A 15,387-nucleotide genomic window follows, 5' to 3' on the forward strand; every position below is an offset into this window, starting at 1 on the left:
CCGTATCATTTCTCATCCTCGATCCGCTTCACTGGTCGCCTCGAACCCCCTTGAAGCTTGGGCGTTGGGCATTGGCCACAACTCGACGCGAATCGAGGGCTTTTTGCAGCCTGTTTGCGACTATCAGCAGACGATCCGGTATATCGTCGATTTCCGCGTACCCGGCACCAACGTGATCGCCCGTGGGGTCCGTCGCCAATCTATTCGCGGCGTCGTCGCTCCTCTTCTTGCCGGAAGCCATCTTCGTCCTGAAATTCGTTGCGAGGTCGCGCTTGTTCGTCACTTTCGATGACCTCATAGGACCACGCGCTTCATCACTACGCCTTAGCGGTCTACAGAGTTGAAACTGACATTCGAAGAAGCGGCATGGACGCTTGGAGGCGACGGCGCCCTCAAGCATCCAAACGCCATCAGGCGGCAGCCTTGATGTTCGCTGCCGTCACCGCAAGCTTGCTAAGGGCCTTGTCGGTGGCGCCTTCTTCCTGCAGGGTCTGATCGAGGAGCGATACCGCCTCTTGCAGCCCGAGCTGCTTAGCCCAGGTCTTCAGCGTGCCATAGCGAGAAATTTCGTAGTGCTCGACCGCCTGGGCCGACGAGATAAGGCCAGCATCAAGTGCGGGGCTCCCCTTGAATTCCTCCATGATCTCCTCGCCCTCTGCAATAATTCCCTCAATGGCCTCGCAGGTCTTTCCCTGGGCGCGCTTGCCGAAAATTTCAAAGACCTGTTGCAAGCGTTCCACATGGACTTCGGTTTCGTCCCGGTGCTTTTCGAACGCTGCCTTGCTGTCCGGCAGTTGCGCCGCGCGCGCCATCTTCGGCAGCGCTTTCAGGATCTGCCGTTCAGCGTAGTAGATGTCCTTCAGGCCATCATGAAACAGCGTTTCAAGCGTCTTCTCTGGCATGGCAACCTCCTTTACGATGTGGTGGTGCCGCCCCAACATCGCCCAGCTGCAATGGTTCCGAACGGGAACGAAATGCGTTTGGAAGACTTGGCTCGTACGCGCACGACCTTCGCTCGGCACAGGTTCAGGCGGGGCGTCGATCGCGCCCGAGGAAAAATGAATGAGAACCAACGCAGCCGAGCGCCTATTCGGTTTTGCTTTGCGGGGTCGGCTGATTGGAAAGGGGCTTACCTTAGAGCCGTACGCACGGTTGCGTCCAAAATCCCTATTGACGATTGCGTCAACGATGACTTCACGATTGCGGCAAGCTGAGCCCCAGTGGCACTAATGCGAGGTGCTGTGCTCGTTTCGCTTGCGCGTTGCGGCGGCCTTCTTTGCGGATGCTGAGCGCTCAGCTTTAGGGCGTGCCGCGGCAGCCCGACCGCCGACGTGCCCGCCCTTTTTCGCGGATTCGTTGGTGTCGGGCTGGCCGCGGCCCGAACCGGACTTGTTGCCACCGCCGCTGTCCTTGTTCACAGTGGCCCAGGCACGGCGCTCCGCCTCCTTCTCCGACACGCCACGTTGTTCGTAGCCTTCGGCGATATGGTCCGCTTTGCGTTCCTGTTTGTCGGTGTACTTCGATTTATCTCCGCGGGGCATGGCGTATCTCCTTCTCTTGAGGCCCCGTCCAACCGGCGCGCCGATCAAACGTTCCCTTGCTGGCCCTCCACACGCCGCCGGTGGGAACCAGGGCGGCGAAGTCTGGTTTGACGTACATCGCTCCAATGGCCTCCCTTGGGGGCCATTTTTTGAGGAGGCCTTCGACCGGTAACTTTCATTGCAAAGGCGGCCGGGCTCTGCCCAGCAGCACTCGCCGCTCGAATGTCAGCCGCCGCGGCTCAATCGCGCAGACAACTGATCCTGACGATGACGCGGCCGGGGTCGGCGAGACTTTCAGCAAGCCGCTGAACAACGTCTGCGCCGCCTGGCAGATCGACTGCCCCTTCAATAATGACGCTGTTTCCAAGCACCCTGAATGTGAGGTTTCGCGTCTCCAAGAATGCCTCCGCATTCAAGGCACATTTGATAGAAGCAACGAGGCCCGAGATGTCGGCTCCCTCGCCGCCTCGGCAATCGAACTCCGGTAGGATCAAGACCATCGCCAGCCTCCTCCTTTCCTGCACCCAACACTCTGATTGGTGCGATGTTCCACGGGCTTGGTATGCCGGCTGAGCCGGCGCGATCCGGGAATGACCGACCCTAGCTAGGAGCAGCCGTGCGCATCGCCCTTCTCGTCAACAACGTCCCGAAAGAGATGCTGACAATCGCGGAAACTCTGCACCAGAAGCTCGTTGAGGACGGCACGTTCCTGGTCGGCTTCGATATCGTCGGGGCGAGTTGCTGGAGATCAGTTTACACCCGGCGGGCTTCAGACCATTGGTGAAACTTTGTGATGTCGAATTCTGCGATGACATCCTGGATTCGCTGGAGAACAAGGTCCATATCAGGAAAACGGATCGTAGCGCGCTGAGCAACCGCATCCTTTCAGCTTCGGCCGCAAAAGGGGTCCGCCCCGCCAAGACCAGGAACTTGCGGAGCTTGTCGACGTTTAGAGGGCAGCCGAAAGGGGGACCGGAATGGCGATCGAGCAAACGCATGTCAATTTCGACCACAGTCGATTTTCCAAGGGCCTGGCGCGCGGATTGGCTGGCGCACTGCTCTTTGCGCTGCCTATGTTCCTGACGATGGAGATGTGGGAACTCGGGCTCTATATCGACCGATCAAGGCTCCTTCTGTTGCTCCTCGTCAACCTCCCCTTACTCGTCATTCTGGCGCGCCGGATCGGATTTGAAAACATTTCGACCTGGCATGAGGCAGTGCGCGATGCCAGCATTGCCTATTTCCTGGGTCTCTTGGCCAGCGCCTTCGTGCTGTCTGCCCTAGGCGTTTTGAGCATCGGGCAGGCTCTACCCGAGGCGGCAGGCATGATCGCCATTCAGACGGTTCCGGCCAGCATCGGTGCATTGCTTGGTCGCAGCGAATTGGGCGGGCGCGACGATGATGACGAGGACGCACAGGACCCCGTCGACGATGATGCGCAAAGTGGCTACGGCGGCGAGCTCTTCATGATGGCCGTCGGCGCCTTGTTTCTCGGACTGAATGTCGCCCCGACCGAGGAAATGATCCTGATTTCCTTCAAGATGTCACCCTGGCACGCAATCGCACTTATCGTTTCGTCCATCGTGCTGATGCATGGTTTTGTCTACGCGCTGTCGTTTTCGGGCGGACACGAACTGGAAGAAGGCACTCCCCTTTGGCATGCCCTTATCCGCTTCACCCTCCCCGGCTACGCCGTCGCCTTTGCGATCAGCTTCTACTGTCTCTGGACGTTTCATCGGCTGGACGGCATCGAACTGACCCAGGCGATCATGAGCACGGTGGTGCTTGCATTTCCAAGCGCAATCGGCGCCGCGGCAGCGCGGCTCATTCTCTAGGTGATCTATGGCAAAACCGTCGAAATCCCGCTCGATCGAAAGTGGCAAAGGTCACTGGATCGAATGGCTTACCGGGTCGGTCTCAGCCATCGGTGTGATAGCCCTGATCGGGTGGGTCGGCTTCGAAGCTGCGACGCAGAGCGATGGAGCGCCGGACCTGTCAGTCAAGACGATCAGCAGCGCAAGCCGGGACGGCGGATATCTTGTCATGTTCGACGTCGAAAACGCGGCCGACCGGACTGCCGCCGACGTCGTCGTGCGTGGCGAGATCACCGCCGGAAACACTGTTGTCGAAACGGTTGAGATTACACTCGACTATGTCCCAATGCATTCAAGGACGCGTGCTGGATTGATCTTTCGCAACGAGCCTGCGGGGCGATCCCGGATTTTTGCCACCGGCTTTAGCGAACCGTAGCTTTTGGCGACATTGTTCAGGAACCCAGGTTGGTCTCACCTATACTGCCCGTCCAAGCCTGCTCGGCAAGCCCGGCACATTCATTGAAATTGAAGGGAACGCCTCTCTCGTCAAGGACCAAGAGATGTTCAAGAAGCACTGGGGTGAGCGATCTCGAACGCAGGCCGCAAGGGGTGGATACACCTGGCCTCCTGCTGATCAAAGTCCGCGCGCTGCAGATCAGGTATCGGGATGGTGACGCAGACAAGAAAAATCCCGATCCCGTCGCCACTTGCATCCGGGTTAAAGGCGACCTGTTTGAAGCCGCGCGTCCGCAATCAGCCGATTGATAAAATCGAGTTTGGCTATGACCGGCGGCGAAAGAACGAACGGATAAATGTCCCGTTCGCCCATGGATCGCTGGAAGGAGTTAAGGGCCAGGCTGATCGGAACCCAGGCGTCCATCAGTTGCTGAGCATTCTCCGCCCGATAAGGGTCGAAATCGACCTCGACCTCAAGGGCGTGGTGACTTAACGGCTCTATGGATAGCCCGAATGATCTTGTCGTCTCCAGCGTATCGACAATGTGAAACAGGTGGGCCCAGCATTCGGCAAAATCTTCAGACGGGTGGCTGCTTGCGTAAGCGGAAATGAAGGTATCCTGCCAGTCCGCAACTGGCCCGTTGTCGTAGCTTTTTTGGAGCGCTGCTGCGTAGTCTTCGCGCTCGTCACCAAAGAGAGCACGTGCCTCTTCAAGCAAAGCGCCCTTTCGCACCAATTGCTGAAAATAAAAGTGGCCGATCTCGTGGCGAAAGTGTCCAAGCAGGGTTCGGTAGGGCTCTCCCATCGAAACACGAACGGTCTCGCGAACGATGTCATCGGCCTCGGCAGCTCGAAGACTGATCAGACCGCTCCGGTGCCCGGTCATCGCAGGGCTGACACCGCCGCCTTCATTGATCGCATCTTCCAGAAAGTCGAAGACCAGACCGCCCTCCGGGTCGACGTCTCTTCCGGGACACGGAAGGCCAAAGCGAAGAATGGAATAGAACAGATGGCGCTGGGCCGCGCCTATTCTATGAAACCTTGCGAGGCCCTCCGGGGTATTGGTGTTGGGGATGAGCCGATTGTAACGTGCAGGAATTGCCAGAGGAATTGGATCGTCGGCCGCAACCAACCAGTTACTCCCGTCTATGGCTGCGTTGGCACAGAACCGCCAGGTTTCGCCAGGCCGTGAGGGAATGCTCCACAAACCCTCGCGTGCTTCCAAGAGAGTGTGCAGCGTCAATGTGTCTGCAACAAACCCGACCGGCGCATTGTTGGCCCCGACGCTGAAATGATTGTCGAAATAGAGCGGAAACCCGCTGATATCGCATTGGTAGAGCCGCATGCCAAACACCTCTTGCAACGTCGCCCGCATCGCTTAACGCGCGAGAAACGAGATCCGACGAGGCAACTCATGAGATTTTTCCCGTGCGCCTCACCCGATTTGCAAAGGCTTAGGGTGGGGTGCCTCATTCGGAGCTCTGCCGGGTTCGGCCCGCACTGAGCACCTTGACTAGTCGACCACCCCGCCCATGTCCTTTTCATGTCTCCGCTACCTGACGCGGCATGGGGGAGAGTTCATGGCTGATCATGGCCGCTTGTTGCCCGAAGTAAAATGCACATAGGAGAGCCACGAGTTGGAGACAATTACGCGCAAGCGCAACCTGCGGTCCTTCCAGCCATTGTGGGCAAGCACGCGGAAGCTCCAGGTCGCGGCTCAACAGCGCATCCCTGCCAACGTCGTCGACGTGCTGATTGTTGGCGCCGGCATTGGAGGGGCGCTGATGGCCCTGTCCCTTGCCAAACGAAACATGACAATCCTCGTTGTCGATCGACGGCAACCGGTGCAAGGCAGCACTCTGGCCAGCACCGCGATGATCCAGCATGAGATCGATGTGCCGCTGCATAGGCTCACGGCGAAGCTTGGGCAAGATAAAGCCCAGCGCGCTTGGCAACGCTCCGCCAAGGCCGTGGAAACGCTGACCTCGCTTGTCGACAATCTTGGGATCGACTGCCATCTCGAGCGGAAGAATTCGCTCTATCTCGCTGGAAATGCCTATGGCGCAAGAGCGCTCGGCACAGAGGTTGAGGCACGCAAAAAGGCTGGCATTTCAGCAACGTTTTTCAATGCCGCGCAACTGCGCGAAAGGTTTGGACTGGAGCGGACCGCTGCGATCGTGTCCGCCGTCTCCGCGTCCGCAAATCCCGCACAATTAACCGCCGGCCTATGGCGCAAGGCGCAGGCAGACGGTGTAGCGATCGTGGGAGACACTGAGATCACCGACATTCGCAGCCTTGATGACTGGAACGCCGCCGCAACATCAAAAGGAGAAATCATACAGGCCAGGCATGTCGTCTTTTGCACCGGCTACGAGTTCCTCGATGTCGTGGCCAACCAAGAGCATCGGATCTTCTCCACCTGGGCGCTCGCAACCAGGTCACATCATCCGAGGCCGCGTTGGCTCAAGGACTATGTGCTATGGGAGGGATCTGATCCCTACCTCTATTTCCGCTCGACTGCGGATGGCCGGCTCATCGTCGGAGGTGAGGACGAAGAAAGCCCCACAGCATTTCAGGACCCCCTCAAACTCAAGTCCAAATCCGAGACCTTGCGGGCGAAGTTGTCGGCGCTCCTGAAAATACCGATCGCCGAGCCAGCCTACCAATGGGCAGCGGCCTTCGGCGTGACCGCCGACGGGCTTCCGATCATCGGTCGGGTTCCAGGGCTCAACAACGTTCATGCTGTGATGGGATATGGCGGAAACGGCATCACCTACAGCCAGATCGCCGCGGAGATCGTGTCGTCAGCAATATTGGGGCACGAGGATCCGGATAGCGAAATATTCGCGTTTCGCTGAGATCGCGCGACTTCGTCTTGGACTTGGGTCACCTCCGTAATCGCCTTGTGAGCGATCGCAGCAGAGGAGACCTCTGTGAGGCCGGCCGACAGATACCTGCTTCATCAATGGAACTGTTTACCGCTGAGCCGGTTCTTTCATTCGGACTTAACCGGAGACCAAACAGATGGACCATACCAATCACGTGCGCCTTGATCCTTCGGAACTGATACCGGCAAACCTCGAAGGCGCGACCGTTTACGGCGCAGACGATGACAAGGTCGGAACGGTTGATCACCTTCACGGCAGCACTGCGATCATTGATGTTGGCGGCTTCGTCGGGATTGGCGCAAAACCGGTCGCCGTGCCGTTGGCGGATCTCGACTTCATGCGCGACGATGACGGCGACGTTCATGCTATCACCACCTGGACGAAGGATCAGCTCAAGGAAATGCCAGAGCACCTGGACTCATGACCGGAGCACAGCCGCTAGAGCCGCATCATGGAATGTGGCGATGGGGTGGAACATGAACATCGCGTCCACCCCTAGGAGGCCGGCACGTATTTTTCGAAAAGTCGAAACCCCTGCGTGAACGGTAAAAAACTCGGGAACCAAACAACTCGAGCAAAGTTTGAGGGTAGTGTCTTCCACGGGCTGAAAACAAGGATGTAGACATCATGAAAAAACTGCTGCTCGCCGCGGTATTCCTCGGCGTATCGACCTTTGGCGCGCTCGCGCAGACTTCTACGCCTCCGGCCACTACGAACGGTGACACGCCGGCCGTCGCGACGCCGGACTCCACCAATCCCACCGCCCCGGTCGCCGGGGCAAACAGCTTTACCGAAGAACAGGCCAAGAAACGCATCGTTGACGCCGGTTACACCGACGTTGCCGGCCTCAAACTCGACAGCGAGGGCGTCTGGCGAGGCAGCGCCATGAAGGACGGAAAGTCTGTCCAGATCGCAGTCGACTACCAGGGCAACGTGGTCGCCAACTAATCCCAGCAGCGAGGAACCCCAATGAAAACGGTTAGTGGACTTTTTGACGATTATTCCGATGCCCGCGCGGCAGTGAGCGCGCTTGAGGATCGCGGCGTGCCGTCTGACGATATCAGTATCGTTTCCAACAATGTCGGTGACTGGTACTCCAAAGATAGCAATGCTGCCGAGGGCGCAGGCACAGGCGCAGGTCTAGGTGCTGCAGTTGGTGGTATCGGGGGCCTCTTGACCGGGCTTGGCGTAATGGCCATTCCAGGCGTCGGTCCTGTGGTGGCGGCGGGCTGGCTTGCCGCAACGGCAGCAGGTGCAGCAGCTGGCGCAGTCGCCGGCGGCGCTGCGGGCGGACTGATCGGCGCGATGACCGAATCCGGCGTCCCAGAGGAACATGCCCATGTCTATGCCGAGGGCGTGCGCCGCGGCGGAGCTGTTGTCACCGCCCGGGTTGACGAGAGCCTATACGCGGACGCCCAGGCCATCCTACGCCGGGGCAGCTGGGTAGATCCTGACCAACGCCGCGCGGCTTACCACGAGCAGGGCTGGACACGCTTCGACGAAAACCTCGATCCCTACACTCCCGAGGAGATCGAGAAAGAGCGTCTCCGCTACAGGTTTTGACTGGAACCGGGAGGCTACAAAAGCGTTTATTACCCAGCCCTTAAACTCGACTTCGGCCCCGCTCGGGGCCGATTTTTTTATTTGTGGGCGCGGAAGCCTGCACAGCCGGTCCCGGTTCAAAAGGCCGGCTCTTATCTGACCTAGGCGCGATCAACAAACTTGTTAAACCGGCTCAAGCTGCCGTCGGCGACTTTGTCCTGGTGCAAAAAAAACAATCGGTTGTGGTCGAATATCCTGAAAAACTCCTCCCATGAAATCGGCTCCAGTTGGTCATCCTGTTCGCCAAAATCAATCCGTAAAATCCCACCTTCACCGGCGCCCTTCACTCGGGTTGGCCGCCCGTTGCGTGCCTCTGCCCAATGTCGAATTTCGTCATGATCCTGGGTCGTTTCAGCCTTGGTCATCAGCCTTCTCCTCTGGCATTCGTGTCGCTGTAGGCGCCGAACAGACTGAGCTGACCTTTGTTCCACTCACAATTCCTCAACCCTGGCACCAACCAGGCCCGGAAGGCTTGCTCCCGATCCGTACAGGTAGCCAGGCGATGCAAGGTTTGGGGAACCGGGACCGCGTTGCATCGTTTCGCTTCCTACACCTCTGGACACCAACTTGAGGAATTTCGATGGACAACCTTACGCCGAGAGAAAGCGCGCGAGGAAGCCTCCAACCAACGCGGCGACCTCGTCGAGGTGGGTTTCGAGCAGCCAATGCCCGCCCTGTAGGTTCGGCATCCGGCTGACCGCTTGCGCGGCTTGCGACCGCTCGAAACGTTTCCTGGGGAAGGCGCGCGCGAATGAAATGGCTCCCGTTCCTTACGAATTTGCTATTCGACTGCCCAGGAAGATGCCGAACCAGGAGCGACCTGATCGTTAATTCAGCTCACGATGGCATGTGCATCATGCGGAGAAGCCACCGTTTCTTATCAAGTCGGGAGCGCCCAGCTTCGGCTTCTCTGATTGCTAAGCGCAGCACCCGCTCGACTTCGGCGTCTGCCTTGTCGGCGTCAGCAAAATGCAAACTGGCGGAAGCGCGCAGAATTGCAACCAGCTTCCGCTCATGGGTTTCGAGTTTGCCGGTCATGAAGCTACAACGACCGGAACTCCAAGCGGTTCCACGCTGCGCTTGCTCGCTTCGCCACAGGCCCCGAACCGAGGACCTTTCAGGTCATTCGCTGCAGCTCAAAGGCAAAAAGGCGATCGTCATTTCGTATGGCCATCAGTCCCATGATTGCGTTTTGATCGATCCTGCGAAAATGGTCGATGATCGGCTGATCGTCATAGATCAGGGCCGCACTTGCCGCACCCTCAAAGGTGAGCGTTTCGAGCGATGCGACAGGGCCTTTGGCTTGAAAGCCGCGCTGGACCCAAGAAAAAAGCGTGCGGGCAAGCCGCGTTCTTCCGAACTTATGAAAGCGAAGCGCAAGGTTCAGCGGTACCCATTTCGGATCGATGGCCCGGAGCCTTCGACCTCCTGCGCGAAAGAGCAATGCGTCTGCCCGCAGATCTGAATTAAACCGTTTGCCGAACCAGCCAAGGTTCTCCAGCACGCCGTCGAAGGGATGACCAGTCGGTATTCCCCGGCCCATCCAGAGGCCCTCGAGTTCATATGGTTCGAGAGGTGACAGCTGGCAAAATCGCTCCACTGCCCGTTGCTGGTCATCCACCGGATTGGCTCTTCTCGCTATTGCGCCGCCTGGCTTTCGTCTTTGATCGGGCTTCGCGGCGTGCCTGTCGCAACTCATCAAGCGTCGGAAACCACCACCCGCGCTTAAGGTCGGCTGATGTGGGTGGCATTCTTTCGGGCCAGGTTCTTACAAGCTCCTCCAGTGACCCCCGCCGCCACGTAGCCCAGACAAACAAATCGTCATCCCCGGCCGGAAAATAGAAATCGCTGACGGTTCCGGGATCCGCAAGCTCACCGTTGGTCCCGGTGAAGAAGACCACCCCAACATGCGTGGCGATCGCGCGCTCAAAGGGCGGGCTGTGACCCAAGGATATCGGGTAGCGCTTGCGACGCCTTTCCCTCGCCCTTGCCTTCGAGTCCTCTTCCTCTTCCGTACCTTTCAACGCGTCTCGACGCGCTTTCCTTGCTTCAGGTTCGCTGCGCTCGGCCTCGGCTTCAATGTCCGCCCAGCGTTGACGCAGTTCAAAGAGCGAACGATAGGGTACGGTCCAAAGGCGGCGATCCGCATCCCATCGCGCATAAGGTATCTCGCGGATCTCGTTGACGATAGACCGTGAGTAAGGTGTGCGGATCTCCAATGCCGTGGCGCCTGCGTTAAGATATCGGCTTTCGATTGGCTCGAATACGAACGCGTCCCTGCCCTTCTCGTCGGCGAAAATGTCTTGCTGCGCCTCCATCTCCGCACGCCAGCGATCGATCCGTCGCTCAGCCGTGCGGCCTGGCACAAACCAGGCATTCAGTCGGTCGCTCCACCGCGCCCGCGGAAACGCCTCGCGAAACCGTTCGATGGTTATGCGGTCGTGCGGCAGGTCGGTGGTTGCGCCTATCCGGGCGCCTTCTGACGGCTTGGCATCGTCTTTCTTGTTCATGACAGATCACGCTGCCGGCTTGGCCCTTGCAAGCCGCTTTATAGCCTGCTCGAGGGACCGTTCGCGGTCGCAGTAGTCTTTACATGCGACGGTCTTCGCAAGCAGCGCCGGCAGCGAGCGCAAGGTGAAACGCTTCGGGTCGAGATCGGACCTCACCTGCGTCCATGTGAGAGGCATCGATACCGTCGCACCGGGTCGGGCTCGCGGTGATAGTGGGGCGACTGCCGTAGCCATTAGATCATTGCGCAGATAGTCGAGCAAAATTCGCCCTCCCGCAGGTCCGGATTGTCTGTTCGAACGCTGGCCGCGCCGAAAGTGGTCTCTACATCAGTCAACGCCTTTGCCGCCTGTCGCGCCGTAAACTTCGCCATTGACGAAACTTGCTTCCTGAGAGGCGAGGAATACGTAGATGGGAGCTAACTCAACTGGCTGGCCGGGCCGGCCGAAATCGCTATCCTTCCCGAAATTCTTCACCTTCTCGTCAGGCTGACCGCCGCTCGGCTGTAAAACCGTCCAGAATGGGCCCGGGGCAACGACGTTGGCCCGAACACCTTTTTTGATGAGTTGCTTTGCAAGCGCCTTGGTATAAGCGACAATGCCAGCTTTGGTTGTGGCGTAGTCAAGCAGAATTGGAGAGGGTTGATATGCTTGAATGGACGCAGTTGTGATGACCGAAGCTCCGGGGGGCAAATGAGGCTCGGCGGCCTGAGCAATCCAGTGCAAAGCGTAAAGGTTGGTCTTCAACGTGGCATCAAAATCCTCCGATGTCACAAGCGACACATCCTTGCGAAACTGTTGGCGAGCCGCATTGATCACCAAGATGTCAATCCCGCCAAGTTCACGCAGTGTTCGCGACACCAACTCGCGGCACCAGTCTTCATCCTTCACGTCGCCTGGCAAGGCTAGGGCCTTCCTACCCTCGGCCTCGATCAACGCGACAACCTCTTTCGCGTCCGGTTCCTCCTCCGGCAGGAAACATATGGCGACGTCCGCACCCTCCCGCGCAAACGCAATCGCTGCGGCCCGTCCAATACCGGAATCTCCCCCCGTGATGAGGGCCTTGCGCCCTTTCAGCCGACCTGCCCCTTTGTAGGTTTTTTCGCCATGATCGGGCTTGGGGCGCATCCTGCCAACGAGACCTGGCATGGCTTGCGGCTGAGGGTCGAAGGGTGGTGAGGGATATTGCGTTCGGGGGTCCTGCATAGTCAGACGATCGGTCATTGGAAAATCCTCATTTGACGATTATCCGTTAAACTCGTCGATTCGTTTCAGGTTCCGGTGCAACAATTCGGCGGAACCTAACGACGGGCTCCACCGATCCTTTTAGTCCTGCTGAGCTCCGATACGTGCCAATGGAGACACGTTCCATGTAATTCCTGCACAGGGTTCTTGCCGACGTGCAGTTAATGCTTCGCCGTCCGCCGAGATTGCAGTAGCGGCCGTGTTCTACCGGGCCCGGATTGGGCATTCCCTGAAAATACTTCTCATCGCGAGTTGCGGGCCGGCGTCAAAGGAAGATGTCAGGGGACTCCACTTGGCCACTACGTCTGCAGGAAGAAGTTAGACATTGGCCTGAAGATTTCCTGCAAGGTTCATATTTATGCGACGAACGTTGCTCGCCTGCGGAGAAATTTTCCCGAGAAAGGCGAGCGCCGACTTGTCTGGTTCGAATATCGGGAGGCCGGGCGTCGCGGAGCCGTGCCTGCGCAAGGAGATTCTACGCTTCGCGGGCACTATCGGGATAGGTTGCCAAGTATCTTTTGGACCGACGTCTCCGAAGTAATCCGCTGGTGGTAGAAATGCTCATATCAGCGCTAGCGCTGTTCCTATTGCAGGGTGACGACCAGCCAACCCCGCGCTTGTAAGAAATGGCGGATTTCTTCCGAAGTCGTGACCACCCAAGAAGGTTGAGGCTCAGCAAAAGAAGCACCGTTAGCCCCATTTAAGCAAAAAGGATGGTCTCCTTCGCGAGGCCATCCTCTTTCCGTCCGGTCATGTCTTGGAACAACCGTTACTCGGGCGGGTTCTGTATGGATCGTCAATGGAGGCAGCTAAAATGAACATTATCGGGCAGCAGGTCTTAACTGACCCCGGTGGCATCATGACAGTCGAATGGATCGCGGAAGGTGGCGACGTGATTTCTATTCGTCTGGAAAGCTGCCCTGACGATCTCGGCGTGGATGCCGCGGTGGCAAAAGCGAAGGCCCTGATGGTGCAAGTGGCCACGTTCGGAGAGGTCGAGACCGTTAGCGCCAACACACGTGATGCTACAGGTTCTCCGGCCGTTGAATCACTGCGTAGTGCCCGTAGCGCCAAGGACACCGGTACGTTGGAGGAGCAACTCGACGAAGGTTTGAAGAGCTCCTTCCCCGCCAGCGATCCACCTTCCGCCGCTGGCAGCTCCATCTCCACAGGCCGGGCGGAGTCTCCCGACACGCACAAATAATCCATTTGGCGTGCGCGAAACCATTCGCTGCCGCCTTTCGGCAGTGCTCCCGTCAGGTTCTTGGCGGCGCGTAAGAAAAGGATCTAGAAGTGGCCGACAAGACGACATTTGACACCGAACGTGGTCACAGCGGCGAAAACCATCAACACGTTGCGGAAAAGATACAATCCTCAGTTGGACGCGGCTGCGCTCAAAAAAGCCGAAAGACGCAATCACCAAAGGCCGGAGGTGTGCCGTTTGTCGTCGCCTCGAAGATCGGCAACGTAAAGCTATCCGACGGCAAGGCGGTGAAAGCCGACGGCCAACTCGCCGGCTCCCCTCTCAAGGATGGCGCCGACATCCTCGTCAACGAGGCTGCGGCTATCCACTGGGGTATGGACGCGTTCAGCCATCTGGAGGCGATCGGACACACGGAGGCCGGGATTGTGAGCGACGCAGGTGTGGTGCCGCTCGAGCCCATTTCGTAGAGGCGGCTTCAAAGCGGTTCTGGGATCGGGAGGCGAAGCTTCGTGCTTGCTTAAACCGCAGTGGCGCTATCCTCTCGGCCTGCAGCACTTAGCGACCGACGTTCACAGGGGCCGGCACCTCCTCGAAACATTCGATTAGCATTTCTGTGAGGACGTAGCGGGGACCGACGCGTCTTGTGATCAGGTTGCGCCTGGTCCCCGCGAGTTGCCCGGACCATCGTGATCGGAAGCAGCAGTCTGCGTCATTGGATGCATTGTGCGATTTTCGAGCCCAACATCGCGATATCCGCTTCTCCGCGCCTTGCGACTTCAATCATTCTTCCAAGGTACCCCGGCGAGGCGCTCTTCAGATGGGTCGTCCAGACTGGGTAAGCGCGACCACCCAGGGACCGCTGTCCGGGCGCAGGGTGGTCGCGACCCTAGAAAGCTCTATTGAGCAGGCGTCGTCGTTGAAGGCTGCGTCGTAGACGGCTGAGTAGTCGACGGTGTCGTGGTTGACGGCTCAGCAGTCGACGGTGCTGTCGTCGAGGGGGTAGTTGTCGATGGCGTGGTCGTCGACGGTTGAGATGTCGTCGGCTCAGTCGTGGTCGCCGGCGGTGTTGCGGTCTCGGGGGTCGTTTCCTTCTTTGGTATGAGAAGGACGATGAGGATGATGACCACCACGGCAAGAATTATCCCAAGGACGGTATTTCGGCTCATGCTTGGCTCCTCTTGGATGCATCCGACTTGCGAATTGTATCACGGCAACCAAAACCGGTGATGAACAGGCCAACCGGGCGAGGGCGAAGTCCGCGCGGCAAGCGATCGCTTCGGCTTTTTGCTGGGCGTTTAATCTTCCGAAGGGTGCTCTGCTCATGATCGATTACAATCACGCCTATACGAATGCGTCTGTTCCGGTGATCGTTGCGATCTACAGCAACAGCCTCAACGACTTCATCTTGCTCTTGCGAGGTTGCTCACCCCGTTTTCGCGTGGGGCGCAGCGACCGGTTTCGATTCGGGTGAGCCCCGGAATCTCAGAAAGATCGAGAACACGACGATAACGGCTGTCGAAAGGAACTCACTTTGCCAGTTCTGGAAAGACTCGAACCAGAACTGCGCGCTGACGAGATGCTCGGCAACCGAGGCTGCTGGCTGTCCATGCATCAAGGCTTCGGCATTTGCAGCCTCGCTGCTGTAGAGGAGATGGAGGACGAAGGTCAGGAGGAAAAGGAGACCGAGAGCAAGGCCCAATGAGTAGGAATATAACCACTTTGCGAAACCGCCGACGCGAACCGGCCACGGAGCTTCCTTGTCATCCTGTTTCAGTTCAGGGTCTTCGTCCTGTTCCGCCTGCTCGTCGGGGTCCTTCGATTCGGCTGAGCCGCGCTGAAACAGGAAAGCGGTCAGCATCACATAGGCCGACATTTGCAGGAACTCCGATTCCCAGTTTTCAAAAAGCGATGAGAAGAAGTGCCCAGATTTTGCGTAAGCGGCCAGCCCGATCTGAGCCGAACTGTGATCGGCGAGCTCGCGTGCATAAACGCTCCATCCGGTGATTAGCATTCCCGCGACTGTGGCGAGCCACAGAGCGATCAAGACAATGGAGAGCCCGTTATCCCTGAGAAAGCGCATTCTTTCTCCCCTTTCGTCGTGCCACGACATGCATGTAACTGCCAGGGATG

General features: G+C 58.3%; 19 protein-coding genes and 1 pseudogene. 10 read left to right on the top strand and 10 right to left on the bottom strand.

Going from position 1 to position 15,387, the window contains the following annotated elements; all coding sequences use genetic code 11:
• The first annotated feature begins 64 nt into the window (after positions 1-64).
• A complete protein-coding gene (locus tag ACTJKE_RS30445; protein ID WP_156437073.1) occupies positions 65-292 on the top strand; it encodes a hypothetical protein in 228 nt (75 codons plus the stop codon).
• A 118-nt stretch (positions 293-410) separates the two neighbouring features.
• Here the strand turns inward: ACTJKE_RS30445 and ACTJKE_RS30450 are convergent, their stop codons facing one another.
• Both ACTJKE_RS30450 and ACTJKE_RS30455 read right to left on the bottom strand, forming a co-directional pair.
• Positions 411-902, bottom strand: a complete 492-nt coding sequence (locus ACTJKE_RS30450; RefSeq protein ID WP_058329284.1) for a YciE/YciF ferroxidase family protein — start codon at positions 900-902, stop codon at positions 411-413.
• A gap of 324 nt (positions 903-1,226) precedes the next feature.
• Positions 1,227-1,541 carry a hypothetical protein gene (locus ACTJKE_RS30455; protein WP_058329285.1) on the bottom strand — a complete coding sequence of 105 codons (315 nt, stop codon included), beginning with the start codon at positions 1,539-1,541 and terminating at the stop codon, positions 1,227-1,229.
• Positions 1,542-2,157: 616 nt separating this feature from the next.
• On the opposite strand from ACTJKE_RS30455, the gene ACTJKE_RS30460 reads away from it, so the two are divergent.
• The 3 genes from ACTJKE_RS30460 to ACTJKE_RS30470 all read left to right on the top strand — a co-directional run bounded on the left by ACTJKE_RS30460 (position 2,158) and on the right by ACTJKE_RS30470 (position 3,791).
• Positions 2,158-2,325, top strand: a complete 168-nt coding sequence (locus tag ACTJKE_RS30460; RefSeq protein ID WP_440639572.1) for a hypothetical protein — start codon at positions 2,158-2,160, stop codon at positions 2,323-2,325.
• Positions 2,326-2,518: 193 nt separating this feature from the next.
• Positions 2,519-3,376 (top strand): TIGR02587 family membrane protein, encoded by an 858-nt coding sequence (locus tag ACTJKE_RS30465; protein WP_058329287.1) that lies wholly within the window; start codon positions 2,519-2,521, stop codon positions 3,374-3,376.
• A gap of 208 nt (positions 3,377-3,584) precedes the next feature.
• Positions 3,585-3,791, top strand: coding sequence for a hypothetical protein (locus ACTJKE_RS30470; RefSeq protein WP_162764787.1), 207 nt, complete (start codon positions 3,585-3,587; stop codon positions 3,789-3,791).
• A gap of 282 nt (positions 3,792-4,073) precedes the next feature.
• Here the strand turns inward: ACTJKE_RS30470 and ACTJKE_RS30475 are convergent, their stop codons facing one another.
• Positions 4,074-5,156: a zinc-binding metallopeptidase family protein gene (locus ACTJKE_RS30475; RefSeq protein ID WP_440639569.1), complete on the bottom strand. Its 1,083-nt coding sequence runs from the start codon at positions 5,154-5,156 to the stop codon at positions 4,074-4,076.
• 292 nt (positions 5,157-5,448) lie between these two features.
• Between ACTJKE_RS30475 and ACTJKE_RS30480 the strand changes: the two genes are divergently transcribed.
• The 4 genes from ACTJKE_RS30480 to ACTJKE_RS30495 all read left to right on the top strand — a co-directional run bounded on the left by ACTJKE_RS30480 (position 5,449) and on the right by ACTJKE_RS30495 (position 8,262).
• A complete protein-coding gene (locus ACTJKE_RS30480) occupies positions 5,449-6,669 on the top strand; it encodes an NAD(P)/FAD-dependent oxidoreductase (RefSeq protein ID WP_058329289.1) in 1,221 nt (406 codons plus the stop codon).
• Between the two features lie 166 nt (positions 6,670-6,835).
• Positions 6,836-7,123 (top strand): PRC-barrel domain-containing protein, encoded by a 288-nt coding sequence (locus ACTJKE_RS30485; protein WP_440693406.1) that lies wholly within the window; start codon positions 6,836-6,838, stop codon positions 7,121-7,123.
• Positions 7,124-7,326: 203 nt separating this feature from the next.
• Positions 7,327-7,647: a PepSY domain-containing protein gene (locus tag ACTJKE_RS30490; protein ID WP_058329291.1), complete on the top strand. Its 321-nt coding sequence runs from the start codon at positions 7,327-7,329 to the stop codon at positions 7,645-7,647.
• Positions 7,648-7,668: 21 nt separating this feature from the next.
• The gene (locus tag ACTJKE_RS30495; RefSeq protein WP_058329292.1) at positions 7,669-8,262 is read left to right on the top strand and encodes a general stress protein; all 594 of its coding nucleotides are present in this window, start codon (positions 7,669-7,671) and stop codon (positions 8,260-8,262) included.
• Between the two features lie 140 nt (positions 8,263-8,402).
• Here ACTJKE_RS30495 and ACTJKE_RS30500 read toward each other — a convergent pair whose 3' ends face one another.
• From ACTJKE_RS30500 to ACTJKE_RS30525, 6 genes and pseudogenes are all read right to left on the bottom strand, one after another.
• Positions 8,403-8,666 carry a hypothetical protein gene (locus ACTJKE_RS30500; protein ID WP_058329293.1) on the bottom strand — a complete coding sequence of 88 codons (264 nt, stop codon included), beginning with the start codon at positions 8,664-8,666 and terminating at the stop codon, positions 8,403-8,405.
• A gap of 472 nt (positions 8,667-9,138) precedes the next feature.
• Positions 9,139-9,339: a hypothetical protein gene (locus ACTJKE_RS30505; protein ID WP_058329294.1), complete on the bottom strand. Its 201-nt coding sequence runs from the start codon at positions 9,337-9,339 to the stop codon at positions 9,139-9,141.
• A gap of 79 nt (positions 9,340-9,418) precedes the next feature.
• Positions 9,419-9,922 (bottom strand): DUF4334 domain-containing protein, encoded by a 504-nt coding sequence (locus ACTJKE_RS30510; protein ID WP_440639565.1) that lies wholly within the window; start codon positions 9,920-9,922, stop codon positions 9,419-9,421.
• Positions 9,915-10,811, bottom strand: coding sequence for a hypothetical protein (locus tag ACTJKE_RS30515; protein WP_058329295.1), 897 nt, complete (start codon positions 10,809-10,811; stop codon positions 9,915-9,917). Before ACTJKE_RS30515 ends, ACTJKE_RS30510 begins: the two co-directional genes overlap by 8 nt.
• A gap of 6 nt (positions 10,812-10,817) precedes the next feature.
• Positions 10,818-11,084: pseudogene (gene ligD / locus ACTJKE_RS30520) on the bottom strand (non-homologous end-joining DNA ligase LigD); the annotation flags it as partial.
• Positions 11,085-11,138: 54 nt separating this feature from the next.
• Positions 11,139-12,032, bottom strand: a complete 894-nt coding sequence (locus ACTJKE_RS30525) for an SDR family oxidoreductase (protein ID WP_058329296.1) — start codon at positions 12,030-12,032, stop codon at positions 11,139-11,141.
• 835 nt (positions 12,033-12,867) lie between these two features.
• Between ACTJKE_RS30525 and ACTJKE_RS30530 the strand changes: the two genes are divergently transcribed.
• Both ACTJKE_RS30530 and ACTJKE_RS30535 read left to right on the top strand, forming a co-directional pair.
• Entirely contained in the window at positions 12,868-13,257 is a 390-nt protein-coding gene (locus tag ACTJKE_RS30530) for a hypothetical protein (RefSeq protein ID WP_063893304.1), read from the top strand.
• An 89-nt stretch (positions 13,258-13,346) separates the two neighbouring features.
• Positions 13,347-13,724, top strand: a complete 378-nt coding sequence (locus tag ACTJKE_RS30535; RefSeq protein WP_156436781.1) for a hypothetical protein — start codon at positions 13,347-13,349, stop codon at positions 13,722-13,724.
• Positions 13,725-14,680: 956 nt separating this feature from the next.
• On the opposite strand, the gene ACTJKE_RS30540 is transcribed toward ACTJKE_RS30535, so the two are convergent.
• Positions 14,681-15,337 carry a DUF6766 family protein gene (locus tag ACTJKE_RS30540; protein WP_058329479.1) on the bottom strand — a complete coding sequence of 219 codons (657 nt, stop codon included), beginning with the start codon at positions 15,335-15,337 and terminating at the stop codon, positions 14,681-14,683.
• Between the last annotated feature and the right edge of the window lie 50 nt (positions 15,338-15,387).

The organism is Ensifer sp. 22521 (assembly GCF_052044795.1).
Classification (GTDB): domain Bacteria; phylum Pseudomonadota; class Alphaproteobacteria; order Rhizobiales; family Rhizobiaceae; genus Ensifer.

Coding starts and splice junctions, on each gene's coding strand:
- ACTJKE_RS30515 (WP_058329295.1), bottom strand. CDS start 10,811: ATGAACAAGAAAGACGATGCCAAGCCGTCAGAAGGCGCCCGGATAGGC.
- ACTJKE_RS30540 (WP_058329479.1), bottom strand. CDS start 15,337: ATGCGCTTTCTCAGGGATAACGGGCTCTCCATTGTCTTGATCGCTCTG.
- ACTJKE_RS30450 (WP_058329284.1), bottom strand. CDS start 902: ATGCCAGAGAAGACGCTTGAAACGCTGTTTCATGATGGCCTGAAGGAC.
- ACTJKE_RS30455 (WP_058329285.1), bottom strand. CDS start 1,541: ATGCCCCGCGGAGATAAATCGAAGTACACCGACAAACAGGAACGCAAA.
- ACTJKE_RS30500 (WP_058329293.1), bottom strand. CDS start 8,666: ATGACCAAGGCTGAAACGACCCAGGATCATGACGAAATTCGACATTGG.
- ACTJKE_RS30475 (WP_440639569.1), bottom strand. CDS start 5,156: ATGCGGCTCTACCAATGCGATATCAGCGGGTTTCCGCTCTATTTCGAC.
- ACTJKE_RS30485 (WP_440693406.1), top strand. CDS start 6,836: ATGGACCATACCAATCACGTGCGCCTTGATCCTTCGGAACTGATACCG.
- ACTJKE_RS30525 (WP_058329296.1), bottom strand. CDS start 12,032: ATGACCGATCGTCTGACTATGCAGGACCCCCGAACGCAATATCCCTCA.
- ACTJKE_RS30465 (WP_058329287.1), top strand. CDS start 2,519: ATGGCGATCGAGCAAACGCATGTCAATTTCGACCACAGTCGATTTTCC.
- ACTJKE_RS30470 (WP_162764787.1), top strand. CDS start 3,585: ATGTTCGACGTCGAAAACGCGGCCGACCGGACTGCCGCCGACGTCGTC.
- ACTJKE_RS30505 (WP_058329294.1), bottom strand. CDS start 9,339: ATGACCGGCAAACTCGAAACCCATGAGCGGAAGCTGGTTGCAATTCTG.
- ACTJKE_RS30490 (WP_058329291.1), top strand. CDS start 7,327: ATGAAAAAACTGCTGCTCGCCGCGGTATTCCTCGGCGTATCGACCTTT.
- ACTJKE_RS30495 (WP_058329292.1), top strand. CDS start 7,669: ATGAAAACGGTTAGTGGACTTTTTGACGATTATTCCGATGCCCGCGCG.
- ACTJKE_RS30530 (WP_063893304.1), top strand. CDS start 12,868: ATGAACATTATCGGGCAGCAGGTCTTAACTGACCCCGGTGGCATCATG.